Genomic DNA, 21615 nt, shown 5'->3' on the forward strand with positions numbered 1-21615 from the left:
AGCGACACGCGTCAGGCGCCGCTGTCGACCTCGCCGAATGCGGGCGCTCCGATGCTGCGCGGCGCAAGCTCCTGCTGCAGCACGACCGTGGCCACGCCGACGGCTGCGGCATCCACCACGTGGTGGGAGAGCGTGACGTCGAGGGGATGCAGCTTCGCCGAGCTGAAATCGGAGGCGATCCGGTTTCGCACGGCGCGCAGGTAGATAGGCCCGGCGACCGCGAACGCGGGACCGGCCAGGGCGATCGAGTCGAGGTCGAGGATCTCGGCGAGGGTGAGCACCGCCTCGGCGAGGAGGTCCGCCGACGCCTCGATCAGCCGGATCGCGAGCTCGTCGCCGTGCGCGGCGGCGGCCGCCACCCGCGTGAAGTCCTCGAACCAGTCGCTGTCGTCCACGGTCAGCGTGACACCGGTGCGCTCGTGCTTCGCGAGCGCCGCTCTGGCCGCTGCGGCGACGGCATGAGGCGCCGCCATGTCTTCGAGCGTGCGGCGCGGCAGACCGTCCTGCACGGCGGATGCGCGCATCCGCCCGATCTCGCCCGTATTGGAGCTCGTTCCGCGATAGACGGATCCGCCGACGATGATGCCGGCACCGATGCCGGCACCCATGTACACGGTGCAGTGCGCGACGGATTCGGTCTTGCGCCTGCCCCAGAACTCGCCGACGCCCGCGGAGGTCGCGTCGTTGTCGAGCACCGTCGGAAGCCCGGTCGCCTCCTGGACGGCCGCTCGCACGGCGAATCCGTGCCAGGCGGTGAACGCGTCGCTCTCGATGCTGCCGTGCGTAAGGTCGAGTGGGCCGGGTGCGGCGAGCCCGATGCCGACGACGCGAGAGCGCTCGATGTTGAGCGTGTCCAGCAGCCCGAGGGTGCGGGAGACGACCAGCGGAACCACGTCGTCGGGTGAGGATCCGCGCACGCCGGGCGCTCTGACGCGCCCGATCACGGCGCCCATCATGTCGATGACGACGTAGGTCGTGGCATCCTGCCCGAGCTGGATGCCGATCGCGAACCTGGCTCGGGGGTTGATGGTCAGCATGACGCGCGGCTTGCCGCCGGTGTACTGCCGCTCGCCCGACTCGATGACCAGACCTTCGTCGCTGAGCTGGCGCACCAGGTTGGAGATGGTGGCTTGGGTATAGCCGGAGACCAGCGCCAACTGCACGCGGCTGATCGGACCGCGTGAGCGGATGAGGTCGAGCACGACGCTCCTGCTCGTCATCCCGCCGAGGTCGGGTTTGGGCTGGGTCACTCTGAACGCCTCCCCCGCAGCCGTTCGGGTCGATCGATGGGTCATACTACAAGTCGTGCAACGCTCAGGTCCTTTCGTACCGACCCTGTCGGACGATTCGCACACGCCGACGCTCTCGGTCGCGGTGCATCGTCAGCCGGATGTCTTCGGCATCGACCCGTTCTACAACGACTTCGTGAACGGGGTGGAGGACCGGCTGCGAAGCGTGCGAGGATCCGCCGTGCTGCGCATGGTCGACAGCGTCGACGAGGAGCTCGAGGACTACCGGCGGTGGGCATCCGATCACCGCATCGACGGCGTCGTGATCGTGGACTTCGTGCCGGATGACCCCAGGGTCGCGCTGGTGAAGGAGCTGGGGCTCCCCGCGGTGCTGCTGGGCGGCGATCCATCCGTCGGGCTGACGACCATCGACGTCGACAACGCGCGGGCCATGAACGACGCCATCGCCTACCTGACCGGGCTCGGCCATCACCGCATCGGTCGCGTGGCGGGCCCGGAGGATCTGCTGCACACGCTCGCCCGAACGGAGGCGTTCGCCGGCGCGCTGGCATCGCACGACGCGGTCGGGCAGACCGTGTACGGCGATTACAGCGCACACAGCGGGGCCGTCGCCACCCGCACGCTGCTGTCGAGCGCGGAACCGCCGACGGCGATCGTGTACGACAACGCGCAGACCGCCGTCGCCGGCCTGGCCGAAGCCGCAGCGCTCGGCGTCTCGGTGCCCGGCGATCTCTCGATCCTGGCCTGGGACGACAACGCGGACTGCCAGCTCTGCGATCCGCCGCTGTCGGTGATGGACCGTGACGTGCGCGCGCTCGGCCACGCCGCGGCATCCGCCCTGCTGGACGTGATCGCGGATCGTGCCAGGCGGGTCGTGAAGACGCCCGCCGCCGTCGTCGTCGAACGTGGGTCTACCGCCTCGCCACCCCGGTGACCGTGCTCGTCGCGGGCTGGGCGAACTCGCCGCGTGAGGCGACGAGGCTCCGAAGTACCACGACGGCGCCTCCGATGGCGGCCGCTTCAGACACCCGTTCCGAGAGCTCGGCCGACACCGGATGCGCCGATCGCATGAACGCCGCCCGCTCCAGCTCGCGCTGCGCGTGCTCGCGGTAGATCTCGCCGACCTCGGTGAACGCGGCGCCCGCGAACACGACATGCGCCACATCGAACAGGTTGACCAGGGTGACGGATGCCACGGCCACGAGTGCCGCGGAGCGCTCGATCAGCTTCCGAGCGTCGCCGTCGCCGCCGAGGGCCGCAGCCCCCAGGCGCCGGAAGTCGCCGAGGGTGTCGCCTTTCCCGCGGATCCCCGCCCGCTTCGCCAGTCCGGGCACGGCGAGCGACTGCTCGACGACGGCCGTCGGCCCAGCGGAGTTCTCGACGCATCCAACATTCCCGCACGTGCAGCGCTCGCCGGATGCGTCGATCGAGATGTGTCCGAGCTCGACCCCGTTGGAGGTGGCCCCGCGGTACGGCTGTCCGCTCAGCACGACCCCGGATCCGATGCCGCCCGACATGTAGACCGTGGCGAAGCTCGACCCTGAACTGCCGAGCCCGGCGATGCCGATCGCGGCGGCGGTCGCGTCGTTCTCCAGCACGACAGGCAGACCGCTGAGCTCGGACAGCGTCGCCGTCAGCGGATAGCCGCGCCACGGCGGCGACGGGAAGTCGATCAGCACGACGCCGGCATCCCTGTCCTGCGGTCCGTGCGTCGTCACCCCGATGCCGAGCACCTGGGACGTGGACACCGCCGATGACGACAACAGCGCGCGGACCTGTTCGTCGACGGACCGAAGCACCTCGCCGGGGGCACGCGTTCCCGCTCCAGGGGCCGTGGAGCGACCGACGACCTCTCCGCTGAGGTCCACGACGACGGCGGTGGTCGTGAACCTGTCGAACTGCACGCCGACCGTGTAGCAGGCGGACGGTTCGAGCTGGATGAGACGCCGCGGACTGCCGCCTCTGGACCGGGCCGTGCCCACCTCCCTGACGTAGCCGACATCCATCAGGCGGCGCACGGTGTGGGTCACCGTTGCCGCGTTGAGCCCGGTGGTCTCCGCCAGCTCGACTCGGCTGACGGTGACGCGATCACGGATCGTGTCGAGGACCGCCGCCATCGCCGGTGCTGGAGCCGTCGCTCCGTTCCTCATGGTGACCTCGCTGTCTGCGTGTGCGTACCGCTCGCCGGTAACGGTACAGAAACAATAACTTGACCGACTTTATTTATTCGAATAAGAATAGGCGCACGGCGTGACAGCGCCGCCACAAGGTCATGCACCGGCGCACGAGGGTGTGCGGTGCTGGAAAGGATCAACGATGTTCCTCATGCCAGGACGACGTCGCGGCGCACGTCGTGCGGCGGCTGTCGGCGGGCTCGCGCTCGCCACGGTCATCGCGCTGACGGCCTGCTCGTCGACGGGCGGCACGACCGCCTCCTCCTCCGACGCCACCCTGGTCGCCTACACCGGCCAGTCGGGCGACTACCAGATCAACTTCAACCCGTTCTCCCCGTCGCAGATCGGTGGCATCGGCACGATCTACGAGGGCCTGTTCTTCATCACCAACGTGAACAACAAGGACCCGAAGCCGCTGCTCGGAACGAAGTACAGCTGGAACTCCGACGGCACCGAACTCGATGTCACGCTGCGCACCGGTGTGAAGTGGTCGGACGGCAAGCCGTTCTCCGCCGACGACGTCGTCTTCACGTTCGGACTGAATGAGAAGTATCCGTCGCTCAACACGAGCGGATTCGACGGCAAGGTCGCCAAGGTCGACGACAGCCACGTGAAGTTCACCTTCACGCACCCGGCGTTCGTCGAGGGTCCGACCATCCTCGGCCGGTCGATGATCGTCCCCGAGCACCTGTGGAAGGACATCGACCCGACAAAGGACGTCATGTCCAAGCCCGTCGGAACGGGTCCGTACGAGCTCTCGAACTTCAAGCCGCAGGCGTACACGCTCTCGGCCAACCCGAACTACTGGGCGGGCGCTCCGGCCGTGAAGGCCATCCGGTACCTGTCGTTGTCCGGCAACACGGCGGGCGCCGACGCGCTGCAGGCCGGCAGCATCGACTGGCAGACCGGACCGGTTCCGCACATGGACAAGGTCTCCCAGTACTACCCGGGCTACAAGTCGATCACGGTCAACCAGAACCAGGCCGTCCTCATCACGTGCTCGTCCGCCGCGCTCGGCTGCACCGGTCCTCAGACCGACCCGGCCGTCCGCCAGGCGATCTACTACGCCATGAACCGCAAGCAGCTCAACTCGCTCGCGTTCACCGACACGGCAAGCGACATCTCGCCGACCTTCGCGCTGCTGCCCGGCCAGAAGAGCCTGATCGACCCGTCGATCAAGAACCCCGTGGCATCCGACAGCCCGAACGCCTCCAAGGCGGACGAGCTGCTGCAGGGCGCCGGATGGACCAAGGGTTCCGACGGCTATTACCAGAAGGACGGCCAGGACCTCTCGCTCACGGTCGAGACCGTGACCGGCTGGACCGACTACATCACCGCGATGAACACGCTCGGCCAGCAGCTGAAGAAGGTCGGCATCAAGCTATCCGTGTCGCAGTCGTCGTGGAACGAGTGGACAGACAAGAAGTCGAAAGGCAACTTCCAGCTCGCGATCGACTCGCTCGGCCAGGGCCCGTCGTCTGACCCGTACTACCTGTACAACAACTACTACTCGACGGCGAACACGGCCAAGGTCGGTGAGGCAGCGCCGATGAACATCGCCCGGTTCAGCGACGCGGATGTCGACAAGGCGCTCGGGACGCTCGCCGCGACGAACCCGTCCGACACCGCGACCCGCCAGGCGCAGTTCAACGTGATCCAGCAGAAGATCGTCGACGACATGCCCTACATCCCGGTCCTGACCGGTGGAACCACCAGCGAGTTCAACGCGAAGAAGTTCTCCGGATGGCCGACGCTCGACAACCTGTTCGCCTTCCCGGCCGTCTGGGCATCGCCCGACAACGCCGAGGTCTACAAGGCGCTCAAGCCGACGGGGAAGTAGGCGATCCATGACCGAGGAGGAGCTCTCCGCTGAAACGGGCGGGACACGATGAGATATTTCGCACGGAAGATCGGGTTCTACGTCGTCGCACTCTGGGCGGCGCTGACCCTCAACTTCGTGATCCCGCGGCTGCTGCCGGGCAATCCGGTCGACATTCTGTTGGCCAAACTGCAGCAGCACGGCGGCATCGTGACACCCGCCACGCGCAAGGCGTACGAGCTCCTCCTCGGGGGAAACAGCAGCGATCCGCTGATCGTGCAGTACTGGAACTATCTGGTGCACGTCGCGCAGGGCGACCTGGGCATCTCCGTGAGCTACTACCCTGCGAAGGTCAGCGACGTGATCGCCACGTCGCTGCCGTGGACCATCGCTCTCGTCGGCATAGCGACGGTCATCGCCGCGATCCTCGGCGTGGCCCTCGGCGCCTTCGTCGGGTGGAAGCCCGGAACCTGGCTCGACTCGTTCGTGCCGGCGACCACGCTGCTCGCCGCCGTTCCCTACTTCTGGCTCGCGCTCATCCTGGTGTACCTGTTCGCGACCACCATGCACCTCTTCCCCGTGCAGGGCGGATACGACGTGAGCCTCGATCCCGCCTGGACACCCGAGTTCATCGGGTCGACCATTCGCTACGGGTTCCTTCCCGCGCTCACCATCGTGATCGCCTCCATCGGCGGGTGGCTGCTCGGGATGCGCAACATGATGGTGTCCACGCTGTCTGAGGACTACATCCTCACGGCGCGGGCGAAGGGTCTCACCGAGGGCCGCATCATGCGCAACTATGCGGCACGCAACGCCGTGCTCCCCTCGGTGGCCGGCTTCGCGATCTCGCTCGGGTTCGTGGTCGCCGGCTCCATCGTCACGGAGCAGGTGTTCTCGTATCCGGGCATCGGCTCGAAGCTGCTCTCCGCTGTGACGAACAACGACTACGCGCTGATGCAGGGCATCTTCCTCTACATCACACTGGCGGTCCTCGGCGCGAACCTCGTCGTCGACCTCCTGTACGGCATCATCGATCCGCGTACGCGGGCGCACGGGTAAGGGTGTGAGACGCAATGGCCTCTGAACTGAATGACGTGCAGACCCCCGGACTCGAGCAATCGGATGAGGTGCCCGAATTCGACCCGCAGCTCACGACCTCTGTGAGCCCGGCGCTCGAAACCGTGCCGGCGACAGAGGCGGCGCCAGAGACCCTCGCGGTGGTGACCGCGGCATCCGCTCCGCGCACGACGCAGTCCCGCTGGCGCAGCATGCTGCCGACGATGACGCCGTGGCTGGCGGTCGGCCTGATCCTCGTGGTCGGGTTCATCCTGTTCGGCATCCTCGGGCCCTTCTTCGTCGGCGACCCGAACGTGGTGCGCGACGAGGGCATGACTCCGCCGTCGGCCGACCACTGGCTCGGCACGACGCAGACCGGTCAGGATGTCCTGGCCCAGCTCGCGTACGCCACCCGCGGCTCCCTGATCATCGGCTTCCTGGTGGGCATCCTCGCCACGGCGCTGTCGGCGCTGTTCGGGATCCTCGGCACCTACCTCGGCGGCATCGCGGACGAGGCGTTCTCGCTGTTCTCGAACGTGTTCCTCGTCATCCCCGGCCTTCCCCTGGTGATCGTCATCTCCGGATTCGTCCCTCGCGAATCGCGTGGGCTGTGGACCATCGCCGTCGTGCTCGCGATCACGAGCTGGGCGGCATCCGCTCGCGTGCTGCGTGCGCAGACCCTGTCGCTGCGGAATCGCGACTACGTCGCCGCGTCGAAGGTGGCCGGCGAACGGGCGTGGCGCGTCATCACCGTGGAGATCCTGCCCAACCTGCTGCCTGTGCTGGCGTCGCAGTTCGTGTTCGCGGTGATCGCGGCCATCCTCGGGGAAGCAGGTCTGTCGTTCCTCGGACTCGGCGCATCCAACTCCTCGACGTTGGGCACCATGCTCTTCTACGCGCAGAACGGATTCGCGCTGCAGATGGGTGCCTGGTGGTGGTTCATCCCGCCAGGACTCGTCATCGCCCTATTCGGCATGGGGCTCTCACTCATCAACTTCTCGATCGACGAGATCATCAACCCGAAGCTCAAGACCTCGCGCCTGTACCGCAGGCGCGCGAAGTCCGCGAGCCGACTCGAACAGCGAAAGGCGTCAGCATGACCCCCGTCAAGGCTGCGGCCGCGCGGCAGCGGGATGCGACGGCCGAGCGTTCGGCCGTGCTCACCGTGCAGGACCTCTCCGTCGTGTACGAGGTGGAGCCGCCGGTGCCTGCCGTGCGGAACGCCAGCTTCACGCTCGCTCCCGGCGAGATCCTCGGGCTTGCGGGGGAGTCGGGCTGCGGCAAGACGACTCTCGCCTACGCGATCAACCGGCTGCACCGGCCCCCGGCGAGGATCTCCTCCGGCGCCGTCACGTTCCATGACCGCAACGGGAACGACATCGACGTGCTGGCCCTGGACGACGAGCCGCTGCGCGCGTTCCGCTGGGACAAGCTGTCCATGGTGTTCCAGGGCGCGATGAACGCGCTCAACCCGGTGACCACGATCAGGGCGCAGCTGGACGACACGCTGCGGGCGCACCGTCCGCAGATGTCCAAGGCGGAGCGACTCGAACGGTCGGCGGATGTGCTCCGCAGGGTGGGAGTGGATCCGAACCGGCTGTCGTCGTATCCGCACGAGCTCTCCGGCGGCATGCGCCAGCGCGTCATGATCGCCATGGCGATGCTGCTCGAACCGCAGCTGATGATCATGGACGAGCCGACCACCGCACTCGACGTCGTCGTGCAGCGCGACATCCTCCGCGAGATCGTGCGGCTCCGCGACGAGCTGTCGTTCGCCGTCATCTTCATCACGCACGACCTGCCGCTTCTTCTGGAGATCAGCGACCGGATCGCCATCATGCTGCAGGGCGAGATCGTCGAGCTGGCACCGGCCAACGAGATCTACACCGCGCCGCGGCATCCGTACACGAAGAAGCTGCTCGGCTCGTTCCCGAGCCTGAGCGGCGACCGGGGTGCGTTCATCCGCACCGGCATCGACGAGCCCACCGCCACCCACGAACGGAGGACCCAGGCGTGACCACGGCACGGATCACCAACCTCACCAAGGACTTCTTCATCAGGAAGGGCCTGCGCCGCGAGCCGTTCCGGGCCGTCGACCGGGTCTCGTTCGACCTCATCCCGGGCCGCACCGTCGCCCTGGTCGGCGAGTCGGGTTCCGGCAAGTCGACCATCGCGCGCATGCTCTCCCGTCTCGAGAAGCCGACATCCGGAAACATCGATGTCACGCTCGACGACGGCACGCCCGTTCAGGGCTCGCTCTACCGGCGGCACGTGCAGATGGTGTTCCAGGATCCGTTCGCCTCGCTCAATCCGTTCCACTCGATCGAGCATCACATCGCCCGACCGCTGCTTCTGCACAACCGCACCAGGGGCGTCGAGGCGACGCACGAGGGCGTCTTGCGGATGCTGGAGCGCGTCAATCTCCTTCCCGCCGAGTCGTACGCGTCTCGGCGTCCGCACGAGCTGTCAGGCGGCCAGCGTCAGCGCGTGGCCATCGCTCGTGCGCTGGCGCCGGGTGCGCAGATCCTGGTGGCGGACGAGCCCGTGTCGATGCTGGACGTCTCCATCCGGCTGGGGGTGCTCAACCTCATCGGACGGCTGCAGCGCGAAGACAACCTGGCGGTGCTGTACATCACGCACGACCTCGCGACCGCGCGTCACTTCTCGGACGACATCCTCGTGCTCTACAAGGGACGCGTCGTGGAGCGCGGTCCGGCGGATGCCGTCATCCTCGATCCGCACCACGACTACACGCGACTGCTCGCGGCCGCGGCACCGGATCCGGAACGTCTCGGCAAGGTTGTCTCATCCGAGGCGGTGATCGACCGCTCCACCCTCGACAACAGCGTCTGCTACGACCACCACGTCGGCGACTGGGTGTCGATCGACGACGCGGCGAAGGCGGCCGTGGCGGCGTGAGCCGGCCGGCGTGCGGGAGCGCTGCTCGACGAGTTGTCCCCACCAGCATCCGGCAATGATGAGGGCTGCGCCGAGCGCCATCGTCACGCTCAGCCGTTCTCCCTCCAGCGCGATCGCCGCTGCGACCGCCCACAGCGGCTCGGTGCCGAGAAGCAGGCTCGCCCGGTTCGCGGAGGTGCGCCGCACCGCCCAGGTCTGGGCGAGGAAGGCGAACACGCTGCAGAACAGCGCGAGGTACAGGATCGCGACCACCAGTTCAGGAGTGACGAGGACGCCGGGGTTCGCGGCGAGCTGCGGCAGTGCCGGCGGCGCGGTGAGCGCGGTCCCGACGACGAGCTGCACGGTCGTCAGCTGCAGCGGCCGCACGCGTCCTCGGCCGGTCTCATCCGCTCGAGTGAGCCGACCGAGGAGTGTGACGTGTCCGGCACGGATGACGGCTGCCGCCAGCACCAGCAGGCTTCCGTCCCAGCCGCCAGGGCCGGACTGTGTGTCCAGCATCACGCCCACGCCGACGATGCACACGCCGGCTGCCGCGTAGAACCGGCCGGGAACGCGCGTTCCGATGACCACGCCGGCCAGCGGCGTGAGGATGATCGTCAGACTCATCAGCACGCCGGCCGCCGCGGCGCTTGTGTGGGCCACACCGTGAGTCTCGAGATACAGGACGGCAGCCTGCGTGATCCCGAGCACACCGCCGAGACGCACCTCGCGCAGCGTGGGACGATTCGCGCGACCGCGCGCGGCGAGCACGCCCACGATCGCCAGGCAGGCGACGGCCGAGACGGCATACCGCAGGAAGACCACCGCATCTGCGGCCACCAGTCCGGTGGCGACCTTCGCCGCCAGATAGCTCGACCCCCACGTGATAGCGACCGCAAGGAGGCACAGATCGGTCGAGCGAGCACGTAAGAACCGGGGCATGCGATCAGGTTCGATTCATTCCGAATGAAGAACAAGACCGGATGTCTTCATTGATAGTTGAGCATCTCTAAACTGATCGGATGGACGAGCGCCAGTTGCAGATCCTCCGGGAACTGGGCGAGCACGGCAGCGTGCAAGCCGTTGCCGACGCACTCAGGATCACGCCGTCCGCCGTCTCGCAGCAGCTGAGCCTGGCCCAGCGCGAAGTGCGAGTTCCGTTGACCAGGCGAGTCGGGCGCGTGCTGCGCCTGACGCCGGAGGGAGAACGTCTCGCGGCGGCTGCCGTCGAGGTCCAGACCGCGATGAGCCGCGCTCGTGAGCTCGCGCGGGGTCTCGGCACGTCGCCATCCGGGACGGTCGGCGTCTGCGCGTTCAACAGCGCAGCGCTGGCGTTCTTCACGCGGCTGACGTCCCGTTTCCCTGCCGACGGCGTCGACATCACGCTCAGCGACGAGGATGTCGCCCAAGACGAGTTCCCCGCCCTGACCTCCCGCTACGACATCGTGATCGCCCACCGCCTCCAGCACGCGCCGTCCTGGCCGAGCCGCGTCGTCGTCGAACCACTGTTGAAAGAGCGACTCGACATCGCGCTGCCGGCAGAGCACCCGCTGGCCGCCCGGAAGTCGCTCAGGGCGAAGGACGTCATCGGCGAGCCGTGGATCACCACCCACCACGGCTTCCCGATAGGTCCCACCCTCGACGCCATCGCCGTGACGGGCGGACGACCGATCGAGATCCGCCACCGGGTCAATGAGTTCACGATCGTCGCCGAGTTGGTCCGCGCCGGTCAGGGTCTCGCGTTCCTTCCACGCTGGACCCAGCCGCGGCCCGCAGGTGTCGTGCTCCGACCCCTGGCGGACCTCCCGGTGTCGCGCGTCGTCGATGCGCTGATCCGCCCCGAGAACGCGGCGCGTCCTGCCGTGGGGAGTGTCCTCGCGGAACTCAAGACCGTCACCGCCTCCCTGATGCGGTGAATGACCCTGGCTCCCTTGCCGCGTTCTCTGTGCTGCCCTCCTTGGCTCTCGCCGGCGCCGATCTCCGGCGCTTCCGCGGCCCCGGAATGTCGCCCCCGATCGGTCTGTTGCCACTTGGTGACCGAGGCGATGGGAGACGCAGGGTGAAGCAGTTCGGTGTCGGTGTCGTCGGTGCGAACCCGGACCGCGGATGGGCGTCCCGTTCGCACATTCCTGCGATCCTCGCGTCCGACGGCTTTCGTCTCGCCGCCGTCGCGACGACGTCTCCGCAGAGCGCGACCGCCGCACAGGAACGATTCGGAGCGGGTGCCGCCTACACCGACGTGGCGTCGCTCGTGAACGATCCGGCGGTGGACCTGGTCCTGGTCTCGGTCAGGGCATCCGGCCACGCGGGTCCGATTCTCCGGGCGATCGAGGCGGGCAAGGACGTGGTCTCCGACTGGCCGCTCGCCGAATCGGTGGTCCAAGCGAGGGAGCTCACCCGGCGGGCGCAGAGCGCGACGGTTCGCCACTTCGTCGCGCTGCAGGGACGCTTCGCGCCGGCCGTCGAACGGGCGCGACAGTCGATCGCCGCCGGGGCGATCGGTGATCCGTCGTCGGTCACCGTCTACAGTTCACGCGCCAAGGGGAGCGGTGCCCCGGTGCCGGCGTGGACCGCGTACACGTATGACAGCGCGGAGGGTGCCGGCCTGGTCGAGGTGCTCGGCGGGCACACGCTCGACATCCTGCAGCACGTACTCGGGCCGATCGTCGCGCTTCGAGGCTCCAGCCACATCCGTCGTCGGCAGCAGACCATCGCCGAGACCGACGAGACGGTGGATGTCACGTCCCCTGACCTGCTCGTCGCCGTCGCGGAGTTCGCCGGCGGCGCGGTGGCGACGATCCAGCTCCACGACGGCGAAGCATCGACGCCTCGGAGCCGGATCGAGATCATGGGCAGCAGCGGGGACCTGGCGATCGTGTCATCGACGGACTCGGATCCGCGGGCGGCGCAACTGCAGATCACTGGCCTGGAGCTCGACCTGGCCGGAGACTGGCCTGACGTGTGGCATCGGGTGGACACGTCGAGCGGCTCGCACCTGTCCGTCGAGGTCCGCAACACGAGCCGGCTGTACGAGGCGATCTACGCCGACCTGACAACGGGCAGCAGCAGCGCACCGACGTTCGACACCGCGCTGCAGGTACACGAACTCCTGGCGGCGATCGAGAGCCCTGCTCGCCGCGACCGTCGCTGACCGGTCGTACACGCCTCGGGGCGGCGGCGTCATCCGGCGAAGCTCGTGGACTGCCGCGCCGTTACGGGAGCCAGTACAGCTCGATGATGTGGCGGTTGTCGTCGACGAACACCACGTGCTGCGTGTTGTCCGGCATGACGTAGGCGGACGGATAGCTGCGGCTGGGCAGGACCCCGGTCGCCGCTGTCAGGTCGTTCGGATGCCAGCCCGAGTCATCCTCCCAGTATTCGTGGATGTGGCTGTCGATCCCCACGTAGTTGACGTGCAACGTTCCTTCGCTGGGATACAGGTAGCCGGTCGGGGTGGTTCCGGATGACGGCGCGACACCGCCCGCGCTGACTGTCAGGTCGTGTTCGTGCCAGGCGCCGTCCCACACCAGCTGATGCAGATGGCCGTCGGTGCCGGCGTAGGACACCACCTGCTGGTTGCCGGGATCATTCGCGAAGCCCACCGGTCTGCCTTCGGCTCGAGAGGAAGCGCCGGATGCGACGGTGAGGTCGTTGTGGTGGAACCCGCCCTGCTGACCCTTCCACAGCTCGTGCACGTGCTGATCCGACCCCGTGTAGAGCAGGTGATGGGTCCTCTGCGACGTGAAGCCGTACCCGGTAGGAGGCAGACGCGGAATCGTCCCGGCCATGTACGGGGTGAGATCACTGTCGAGCCAGCCGAAGTCCTCTTCCATGTCGAGGAAGCGCAGCGTGTTGTTCGCACGGTAGACGATGTGCTGACCAGCCTCGAAGCTGTAGCCGAAGGGCTGATCGATCACCCGCGGCGTGCCGTCGGTGAGCTGATGGTGATGCTTGCCGTCTTCATCCCACCAGATCTCCTGAACACGTCCGTCTGCACCAACACCGGGTTGGAGTCCCTGGAAGACCGCGTGCTGCGTCCAGCCGCCCGGCTGGTCCGCGTACACGTAGCCGGACACCTCGCCCGAGATCAGGGGTGCTCCGGCCTGTGCGGTCAGGTCGTTGAGATGCCACTGGCCGTCCCACCACAACTCGTGCACATGACCGTCACCCGCCCCATCGCCGAACCCCTGATAGAGAACATGCTGAGTCTTCTGTTGTTCGAACGCGTAAGCCGACGGGCTGAAGATGGCGACGGGACCACCGCTGCGCACGGTCAGATCGTTGCTGAACCAGGACATCTGAGGCCTCCTAGACAGGTGCAACCAGAACGGTCCCCAACGGCATCAGTGTGAACCCGTACGCCGCCGCTGTCCAGGGCGATCGGCAGGGTGAGCGGGTGGATGCGCGCGGCCTTCACGCTCCCTGTCCGGCCGCCGCACGCCTGGTCGGCCGCCAGGACTGAGCCTCAGCGCATGACCTCACACGTCGATGCGCAGCACTCGTGCAGCTGGCGCGTCCGGCGGAGTGGTCACGCGAAGAACCCCGGCCGCCTCATCCCACTCGTGCTCCCACGCCGCGAGGCTCTGCGGGAAGGTCGTCTTGACGTGGATCCGCCGCCCCCGGAGCTCCGGAAGCGGAACCTCGAGCGAGCGGGACGAATGCGCGGTCCGGCGCCACACCGAGAGGTAGAGGCCGCCGTCGCTCGTGGCGAGGCCTGCGCAGACCCAGGCATCCGTCCAGCCGGGAAGCCCGAGCGGCCACCTCGGATGCGCGTCGAGCGTCACCGAGAGCACCTCCCGGTGCGCGGCGATGGCGTCGTGCACCAGCGCCAGCTGCCCGGGCGACATGCGGTTCAGGTACCCGGAGAGGTACATGCGGCCGATGACGCCGTTCACGAGCGACAGCGCGAAGAGCTCGTCGTCCATGTCCGGATTCGGGTACGCCCAGTGCCCAGCCTGTTCCGGCAGGATGCTCGCGCTCGCCGCGGCCGCGATCGTCGCGTACCGCACGGGGTCCTGCTGATCAGAGGTGGACTGCAGGTGCAGCCGGGACAGCATGGCGTAGTCGGCCCGCATCGCACCGGATGCGCAACTCTCGATGAGCAGCTGCGGATGCCGCGCCTGCACCCCGTCGATCCACTCCAGCAGTGCGTCCGCGTGCCTCCGCAGGCCGTCGCCTGGGGACTGTGCGTCCCTGTCCGTCCCGGGGCCGGGCATCGTGTTGTAGTCCATCTTGAGGAACGCGACGCCGTATTCGCCGACGATCCGGTCGACGACCGCATCCAGGTGCGCCCTCGTCGCTGGATGCCTGAAGTCCAGGAGATAGCGGCCGTGCTCCGCCACGCGGACGCCGCCCCGCGAGAAGAACGCAGCATCCGGAAGCGTCGCTGCGAGCGGCGACCGCAACCCGATCACCTCGGGCTCGATCCAGAGTCCGGCCGTCATCCCGTGCTCGCGGATGCGCCCGATCACCTCCCCGATGCCGCCGGGGAAGCGCTCTGCGGACGGCATCCACTCGCCGACGTTGTCCCACCAATGTCCGTCGGCGTACCAGCCGGCGTCGATGCAGAAGCAGTCCGCCCCGGCAGCGGCCGCCGCATCGATGAGCGGCAGGAGCTTCTGCGTGGTCGGGTCGCCCATGAGGGTGTTCATGTAGTCGTTGAAGACCAGTGGGAGGGCGGCATCCGCATCCCGAAGCAGGCGCAGTGCGCGACGTTGATCGGTCAGCGCGGCGATCGCCGTGTCGAACGCGCCGCCCGGCGTGCCCAGGGCGACCGAGGCGGGCACCGAGCGCACCGACTCGCCGTTCCGCAGGAGTGCCGACCACTGGTGCTCTTCGTCGCTCGGTCCGGACAGCAGCAGATAGGCGGTTGCCCGAGTCTCGCCGAGCTCGTACAGCCACGGCCCGTTGTGCTCGAGTTGCCATGCGACGGGAGTCGAGGTGTCGTCGGGATCCTGGGCCACGAGCATCCCGGTCGGCAGCGCCTCGCCTGTGGACCACGACCCGCGGCCCGTCACCACGCAGCGGCTTCTCGGCGGATGGTGCTGCAGCTCGCGGTCGATCTCGGCCAGTCCGGCCTCGCGCAGCGGAACGGTGCGCCACCTGCTCTCCGCAACCCAGTCGCTGGATGCCGTCATCAGCGCGAGCCTGTCCACGTCGCGTCCGGTCACGGCGTACGGCGCGGCAGACACGAACGTCGACACGAACGTGACGACGAGGTCGTCGTTAGCGTCGTCGCCGGCGCCGCGGCTCACCTCGGTCCATGTGCGGAACGCGGCGATCCCGTCTCGCTCCTCGAACACGCTGACGACCTCGAGCCCGGTCTCCGGATCCCGCTGGCGGAGCCGGAGCGTCCTGACGCCTCCGGGTGGGGAAGGAGCCGAAGCGAGCGCCGGATCGGCGTCGAATCCCGAGTACCGCAGCCGTGCGCCGATCACGGTGTCCACGTGCCGGTATCCACCGGGGAAGCGGCCATGGCCGTGCGCAGACAGCTCCACCAGCGGCCGGTCACGGTGCGGATCACGGCGGCGTTCGGCGTCCCGCAACTCGACCGCGCCGGCATCGCGGCGCTCCATCCCGACGAGCGAGACCGGAGCGTCGGGATCCAGCAGGAACGTCAGCGCAACGGCCGAACCGCCCCACACCAGAAGGCGGGGGCGGTTCGACAGGGCTGCGGCGTCGCGGATCACGCGGCCGGTGTGGTCGGCAGCACTGCGGCGTTCGCCACGAGCTGGTTGGACGTGCGCAGCACGGTTGGCGCCAGCACGGCGGCAGCCCCGAGCGGACCGTCGGCACTCAGGGTGAGCACCACGGTCTCGCCTGCCAGCAGTGAGACGACGGAATCGTCGACTGACGCAGACCGGCCGGCGCGGTCGGCGAGGACGGTGAGGTCGCGCACATAGGAGCGCGCCGTCACCGTGACCCGTGCGCCGTGATCGGTGGTCTCCACCTCCGCCGTGAAGGCGTCGGCGTCGAGTTCCTGGTCGACCGGCTCCGCGAAGTTCCAGATCGCACGCACCGGGTGCTCTCCATCCAGTGACACCACGAGCAGCTCGCTGCCGGGAGCGGATGCCACGGCCGACTCGGCCGGGATCGCGCGCCGCTGAACCGACCGCGGTGCGACCTCGAGGTCCAGGGTGCTGGTGGCGAGGACGGTGCCGTCGAACGACATCCGCTCGATCCGCACGGGACCCGACCACGTCGTGGCGTCGTCGTTCACGGCGACCAACTCCAGCCCGTCATCCGTCGGCTGCACCGTGAGCAGCCGCGGACGGTAGGCCTGGCGCAGCGCGTACCAGAGCGGCTTGCGGCGCTCGGCGAAGTCGACGGCGGCCCAGGAGATGACCGGCCAGTCGTCGTTCAGCTGCCACACGATGGACCCGGTGTTGTACGGCGTCAATGAGCGGAAGTACTCGATCCCGAACCGCACGGCGTTCGCCTGGTTCAGCTGGGTCGTGAAGTGCCAGTCGTCGATCGATGTCGGAACCGGAAGATGTCCGGCGAATCCGCGCTCGAGCTTGAGGTTGCCCTGGTCGGCCTTCTGGTGCACGAGCATCTGCGCGCCGTAGGGGTCGAGCGGGGCGTCGTGCACGACATCCGTGAGCGTCGTCCATGCCGGCGGCCCCTGGAAGCCGAACTCGGCGACGAATCGCGGACGCCACGAACCGCGGTACTCCGTGTAGTCCTTCTGGTTCCAGACATCCCAGATGTGCACGGTTCCGTTGCGGTCGTCGTTCGGGTGCAGATAGTCGTCGAACGAGAACGGGCTGCCAGGGGTGTACGGACGCGTCGGGTCGAGCTCGGCCAGCACCGAGGGGAACAGCCTCCGGTAGTACCCGTTGCCCCACGTGCGGCCGCCGAGCACCGCGCGCCAGCCCCATTCCGCGTAGCCGACGATGTTCTCGTTGTTGCCGTTCCAGACGATGAGCGACGGATGCGTCGACAGGCGCGTGACGGCCTCCCTCGCCTCCGCCTCGATCTCGACGGCCAGCCACTCCTCCTCGGCATAGGCCGCGCAGGCCAGCAGGAAGTCCTGCCACACGAGCACGCCACGCTCGTCGCAGATTCGGTAGAAGTCATCCGACTCGTACATGCCGCCGCCCCAGACGCGCAGCAGGTTCATGTTCGCCTCGAGGGCGTCGTCGATCCGGCGCGACAAGCGCTCAGGCGTGATCTCGGTGGCGAAGGCGTGGTCGGGGATCCAGTTCGCACCGCGGATCCACACCGCCTCGCCGTTCACGAGGATGACGAACCGGCCGCCGTCCGCATCCGGCCGGGTGTCGATCGACACCGTGCGGAACCCTACGCGGGATGCCCACTCCCGCTCTCCTGCGGTGACCTTCACCTCGTACAGCGGCTGGGATCCGTGCCCGACCGGCCACCACAGCTCGACGTTCGGCACAAGGACGCGCACGGATCCGCCCTCGCCGATCACCGCATCCCCACGCCCCACCTCGATGCCGTCCTTGACGACGGAGACGGACACCGGACCCGAGTCGCCGAGCGGCCCGCCGATCCGCTCCAGCGCCACGCGCGCGGTGAGCACACCGTGGTCGCCGACCACATCGACGAGCGGGCGCACGGAGTCGATGCGCACGTCGCTCCAGCCCTCGATGCCGATCGACTTCCAGATGCCGCTGGTCGCGACGTCGATTCCCCAGTCCCAGCCGAAGTTCGATGCCGTCTTTCGCAGCGAATTGTAGGGGTGGTGGTTGACGTGCGGCAGCTCGCCGTGCTCGGCGGCCACGCGCTCTGCGGCGTCGACGGGCGCGTCGAACTGCACGGTGATCCGGTTGGTGCCGAGCACCAGCAGGTGGCTGATGTCGAAGCGGTAGGAGCGGTGCTGGTTGGCGGTGGTCCCGACGACACGGTCGTTCACCGAGACGACGGCGAGCGTGTCGAGGCCTGCTGCGACGAGGTCGAAGCGTGCCGAGTCATCCGGAGTCCACTCGAACTCGCGCTCGAAGCGCCACACGGTGCTGCCGATCCACTGCTGCGCGCTCTCGTTGTCGCCGTCGAAGGGATCGGCGATCAGCCCCGCACGGTGCAGATCGGTGTGCACGCAGCCAGGAACGCGGGCGTCGATCGTCGCGTTGACGAACTCGTCGGGGAGCGGGCCGGCGACGGCGCGCAGCGTCCATTCGCCATCGAGGGACAGATAGGTCATGAGGCCTCCAGCCAAACCGGAATTCCCGGACGACCGGGCCTGCTCCATTTTCGTAAGTGACTTAAGTAATGTCAACCGCCAGCGATGGCGCGCGGACAGGAGCGAGACCGCGCGAGCGTATCCTTTAACGCATCATGAACGGCGTATGGGCAGGCATCATCTGGGCTCTGGCGCCGACCGTGCTGGTCGGCCTGGTGTTCTGGATCGTGATGAGAGCGGTGGTGCGTGCCGATCGCAGCGAGCGCAAGGCGTACGCCAAGGTCGAGGCCCAGGAGCGGGCGCGCCGCGGCCTCCCGCACAAGTCCTGACGGGCATCCGTCGCTGACGAACGGCCGGGCGAAGCGCGCTCGTCACGGCCGCGCACCCCGGCTCGAGTTCACCCATTCTCGGTGGGGCGGATGCCGCACCTGCGGTGTTAGCGTCGGCAGCAGTTCCGCCGTGCCCCGCCGCACGAATGTCGGCACGGACGTCGGCACGGACGCCGATGTGACCGGCCGGTATCCGTTCGGGGTGCGGAGTCACGAGCGGTCTCCATCGCTGCACGAGGGGACGGCATGGACAGCAGCACACTGACGACGATCATCATCGTCGCGCTTCTGGTCATCGACTTCGTGCTGCGCATCGTGGCGATCATCGTCATTCCGCGCAACCGGCGCCCTACCTCGGCCACCGCGTGGCTGCTCGCGATCTACTTCATCCCCTACGTCGGATGGCTGTTCTTCCTGCTCATCGGCAGCTTCGCGCTGCCCAAGGTGCGCAGGGAGCGGCAGCAGCAGATCAACGACTTCATCCTGGAGTCCACAGAAGGCATCGAACGGGTGCGCCGCGATCATCCGTGGCCGCCGTGGCTGGAATCCGTCGTCACGCTGAACCGCAATCTCGGCGCCATGCCGCTGGTGGGCGGCAACACGGCGTCCCTGATCGGCGACTACGGCGGGTCACTGGATGCCATGACCCGCGAGATCCGCTCCGCCAGCCGCTATGTGCATGTCGAGTTCTACATCCTGTCCTGGGATCAGACAACCGGACCGTTCTTCGACGCGCTCGAGGATGCAGTGAAGCGCGGCGTGAACGTGCGTGTGCTCCTCGATCACATCGCCTCGCTGCGCACGAAGAACTACAAGCGCACCATCAAGCGGCTGACGGCGATGGGCGCTTCGTGGCAGCTGATGCTGCCCGTGCAGCCGTTCAAAGGCAAGTACCAGCGACCGGATCTGCGCAACCACCGCAAGCTGCTCGTGGTGGACGGCCGGGTCGGATACATGGGCTCGCAGAACGTGATCGACCGCAGCTATGACAAGAGATCGAACCTGAGGCGCGGCCTCAAATGGAAGGAGCTGGTCACCCGGCTCGAAGGACCCATCGTGCAGGGCCTCGATGCCATCTTCATCACGGATTGGTACTCGGAGACCGGCGAACTGCTCGCGCGCGAGCGAGAGTCGGTCGAGGTCGTGCGCAGCGACGACGAGATCGATTGTCAGCTCGTGCCGAGCGGACCGGGGTTCGCGGGCCAGAACAATCTCAAGCTGTTCCTCGCACTCCTTTATTACGCGAGCGATCGCATCATCATCACGTCGCCCTATTTCGTTCCGGACGAGGCGATGCTCGCCGCGCTCACGACGGCCGTGCAGCGCGGAGTCCGCGTCGAGCTGTTCGTCTCCGAGATCGGCGATCAGGGCCTGGTCTACCACGCGCAGCGCTCGTACTACGAGCAGCTCCTGCGTGCGGGCGTCATCATCTGGATGTACAAGGCGCCCTACATCCTGCACGCGAAGCACTTCACGATCGACGACGAGGTGGCGGTCATCGGATCGAGCAACATGGACATGCGTTCGTTCCAGCTCAACGCCGAGATCTCGTTGATGGTGCGCGGCGCCTCGTTCGTGTCGGCGATGCGCGACGTGGAAGAGGGCTACCGCGAGGCGAGCCGCCAGCTCACGCTCGACGAGTGGCTGAAGCAGGGACTCTGGCCGACCGTGCTCGACAACCTGGCGCGTCTGACCTCCGCCCTGCAGTGATCCACACCCCCTCCCCAGGCACGCGGCACCGCAAAGTCTGTGGAGAGCGCCCCATCGCCACCCGTGCTCCGATACGCTGGCCGCGCGATCACGAGGAGGCCACACCCGATGAGCCACGAGAACCCCCAAGTCCAGCCGCAGCGGCCCGAGCCGCAGCAGTTCCAGCAGCAGGCGCCCGCCGCTCAGCCCGCTGCAGCACCCCAGCCGCCGCATTCGGCAGCGGCCCCTCAGCCCGGCGCAGCGCCGTTCGCGCCGGGTCAGCAGCACGCGGGACGGCGTACGAGCGTGCTCGGCGCGTGGGGCGCTCGCATCGTGCTCATCGTCGTCGCGGCGTGCGCGCTCGTGTCCGTGGTGTTCATCCTGTTCGGCACCGGAGGCGACACGCTCGGCCGTGTCATCACGACGGATGTCGCACTCATCCTGTTCGCGCTGCTGGTGTGGCTCGACACGGTGATCGGCGCCTACCGCCCCGAATGGTTCGAGTTCGCCTCTCTCGCGACGGATGCCTACATCCTGCTGCTTTGGATCGTCATCATCTGGACCGCGACCGGCAGCTCTACCGACTACTCGTATTACAACCGTGGCGCCGCCCTCGCCTTGGGCATCTGGCTCGGCCTCCTCTCGCTGCTGTTCATCCGTGGGATGCTCGCGCTCGTCGACCTCGTTCGCTTCCTGTTCTCCCGCTGGGTCACTCAGGTCACGCGTGCGCTCGCCTGGGTCGCCGCCTGCTCCTTCGGCGTCATCGCCGTCATGGTGACCATCCCGGCACCCACCCCGTTCAACCACCTCTGGGACTACGACGCCTACGGACGCATCGTCGCCTCGATCGCCGTGATCGGCGGCGTCGCCCTGGTGCTGATCCCTCTGTGGGGGCTCCTCATCAATCGGAACAATGGTGAACGGCGTGTGCCGGCGCCCTACGGCTACGCGTCGGGCGCAGCCGTCCCCGGCGCCTCCGGATATCCGGCCGACGGCTACCCGGCCGCGGCGACGCACGGGTTCGCGGCGGCGCCGGTCCCGACTCAGCCCGTGTCTCCCCAGCCCATCCCCGCTGCGGCCGGTGCACACCCGCCGCTCGCCTGGCCGCGTCTGGCGGACGGACGCCCCGTGCCGGTCGGATCAGGCGGCGCTCCGGACTTCGCCGCGGTCGCGGGCGCATCGCTCGCATGGCCCACGCACGTCGACGGATCCCCGGTGCCCGCAGCAGCGGACGGCACCCCGCTGTACCGCTGAC

The 21615-nt window shown here is 68.0% G+C and carries 17 protein-coding genes; 11 read left to right on the top strand and 6 right to left on the bottom strand.

What is annotated here, in order from left to right; all coding sequences use genetic code 11:
• Positions 1-11 precede the first annotated feature (11 nt).
• Positions 12-1250, bottom strand: a complete 1239-nt coding sequence (locus ACX9R5_RS05835) for an ROK family transcriptional regulator (protein ID WP_459408054.1) — start codon at positions 1248-1250, stop codon at positions 12-14.
• Between the two features lie 55 nt (positions 1251-1305).
• On the opposite strand from ACX9R5_RS05835, the gene ACX9R5_RS05840 reads away from it, so the two are divergent.
• The gene (locus tag ACX9R5_RS05840; protein WP_459408055.1) at positions 1306-2184 is read left to right on the top strand and encodes a LacI family DNA-binding transcriptional regulator; all 879 of its coding nucleotides are present in this window, start codon (positions 1306-1308) and stop codon (positions 2182-2184) included.
• Here the strand turns inward: ACX9R5_RS05840 and ACX9R5_RS05845 are convergent.
• Positions 2162-3400 (bottom strand): ROK family transcriptional regulator, encoded by a 1239-nt coding sequence (locus tag ACX9R5_RS05845; protein ID WP_459408056.1) that lies wholly within the window; start codon positions 3398-3400, stop codon positions 2162-2164. The two genes, ACX9R5_RS05840 and ACX9R5_RS05845, sit on opposite strands and share 23 nt — an antisense overlap.
• 166 nt (positions 3401-3566) lie before the next feature.
• Here ACX9R5_RS05845 and ACX9R5_RS05850 point away from each other — a divergent pair, with 166 nt between their 5' ends.
• Genes ACX9R5_RS05850 through ACX9R5_RS05870 form a run of 5 tightly spaced genes read left to right on the top strand, consistent with a single transcriptional unit; the run spans position 3567 to position 9218 of the window.
• Entirely contained in the window at positions 3567-5264 is a 1698-nt protein-coding gene (locus tag ACX9R5_RS05850) for an ABC transporter substrate-binding protein (protein ID WP_459408057.1), read from the top strand.
• A 48-nt stretch (positions 5265-5312) separates the two neighbouring features.
• Positions 5313-6302, top strand: coding sequence for an ABC transporter permease (locus tag ACX9R5_RS05855; protein WP_459408058.1), 990 nt, complete (start codon positions 5313-5315; stop codon positions 6300-6302).
• Between the two features lie 14 nt (positions 6303-6316).
• A complete protein-coding gene (locus tag ACX9R5_RS05860) occupies positions 6317-7399 on the top strand; it encodes an ABC transporter permease (RefSeq protein WP_459408059.1) in 1083 nt (360 codons plus the stop codon).
• Positions 7396-8316 carry an ABC transporter ATP-binding protein gene (locus ACX9R5_RS05865; RefSeq protein WP_459408060.1) on the top strand — a complete coding sequence of 307 codons (921 nt, stop codon included), beginning with the start codon at positions 7396-7398 and terminating at the stop codon, positions 8314-8316. The genes ACX9R5_RS05860 and ACX9R5_RS05865 overlap by 4 nt, the downstream gene beginning before the upstream one ends.
• Complete coding sequence (locus ACX9R5_RS05870; RefSeq protein WP_459408061.1) at positions 8313-9218, top strand: ABC transporter ATP-binding protein; 906 nt, start codon at positions 8313-8315, stop codon at positions 9216-9218. Before ACX9R5_RS05865 ends, ACX9R5_RS05870 begins: the two co-directional genes overlap by 4 nt.
• Here ACX9R5_RS05870 and ACX9R5_RS05875 read toward each other — a convergent pair.
• Positions 9105-10139, bottom strand: coding sequence for a DMT family transporter (locus ACX9R5_RS05875; protein ID WP_459408062.1), 1035 nt, complete (start codon positions 10137-10139; stop codon positions 9105-9107). The genes ACX9R5_RS05870 and ACX9R5_RS05875 overlap by 114 nt on opposite strands.
• Before the next feature lie 80 nt (positions 10140-10219).
• Between ACX9R5_RS05875 and ACX9R5_RS05880 the strand changes: the two genes are divergently transcribed.
• Complete coding sequence (locus ACX9R5_RS05880; RefSeq protein ID WP_459408063.1) at positions 10220-11113, top strand: LysR family transcriptional regulator; 894 nt, start codon at positions 10220-10222, stop codon at positions 11111-11113.
• Positions 11114-11256: 143 nt separating this feature from the next.
• Entirely contained in the window at positions 11257-12348 is a 1092-nt protein-coding gene (locus ACX9R5_RS05885; RefSeq protein WP_459408064.1) for a Gfo/Idh/MocA family protein, read from the top strand.
• 61 nt (positions 12349-12409) lie between these two features.
• Here ACX9R5_RS05885 and ACX9R5_RS05890 read toward each other — a convergent pair whose 3' ends face one another.
• From ACX9R5_RS05890 to ACX9R5_RS05900, 3 genes are all read right to left on the bottom strand, one after another.
• Complete coding sequence (locus tag ACX9R5_RS05890; RefSeq protein ID WP_459408065.1) at positions 12410-13495, bottom strand: hypothetical protein; 1086 nt, start codon at positions 13493-13495, stop codon at positions 12410-12412.
• A gap of 180 nt (positions 13496-13675) precedes the next feature.
• Entirely contained in the window at positions 13676-15886 is a 2211-nt protein-coding gene (locus ACX9R5_RS05895; RefSeq protein ID WP_459408066.1) for a glycoside hydrolase family 36 protein, read from the bottom strand.
• Positions 15883-18363: a glycoside hydrolase family 2 protein gene (locus ACX9R5_RS05900; protein WP_459408067.1), complete on the bottom strand. Its 2481-nt coding sequence runs from the start codon at positions 18361-18363 to the stop codon at positions 15883-15885. The genes ACX9R5_RS05895 and ACX9R5_RS05900 overlap by 4 nt, the downstream gene beginning before the upstream one ends.
• 134 nt (positions 18364-18497) lie before the next feature.
• Here ACX9R5_RS05900 and ACX9R5_RS05905 point away from each other — a divergent pair, with 134 nt between their 5' ends.
• The 3 genes from ACX9R5_RS05905 to ACX9R5_RS05915 all read left to right on the top strand — a co-directional run bounded on the left by ACX9R5_RS05905 (position 18498) and on the right by ACX9R5_RS05915 (position 21614).
• Complete coding sequence (locus tag ACX9R5_RS05905; protein WP_459408068.1) at positions 18498-18671, top strand: hypothetical protein; 174 nt, start codon at positions 18498-18500, stop codon at positions 18669-18671.
• A 246-nt stretch (positions 18672-18917) separates the two neighbouring features.
• On the top strand, positions 18918-20381 hold the full coding sequence (gene cls / locus ACX9R5_RS05910) for a cardiolipin synthase (protein WP_459408069.1): 1464 nt from the start codon (positions 18918-18920) through the stop codon (positions 20379-20381).
• A 108-nt stretch (positions 20382-20489) separates the two neighbouring features.
• Entirely contained in the window at positions 20490-21614 is a 1125-nt protein-coding gene (locus tag ACX9R5_RS05915) for a hypothetical protein (RefSeq protein ID WP_459408070.1), read from the top strand.
• Position 21615: the final 1 nt, after the last annotated feature.

The organism is Rathayibacter sp. CAU 1779 (assembly GCF_054551755.1).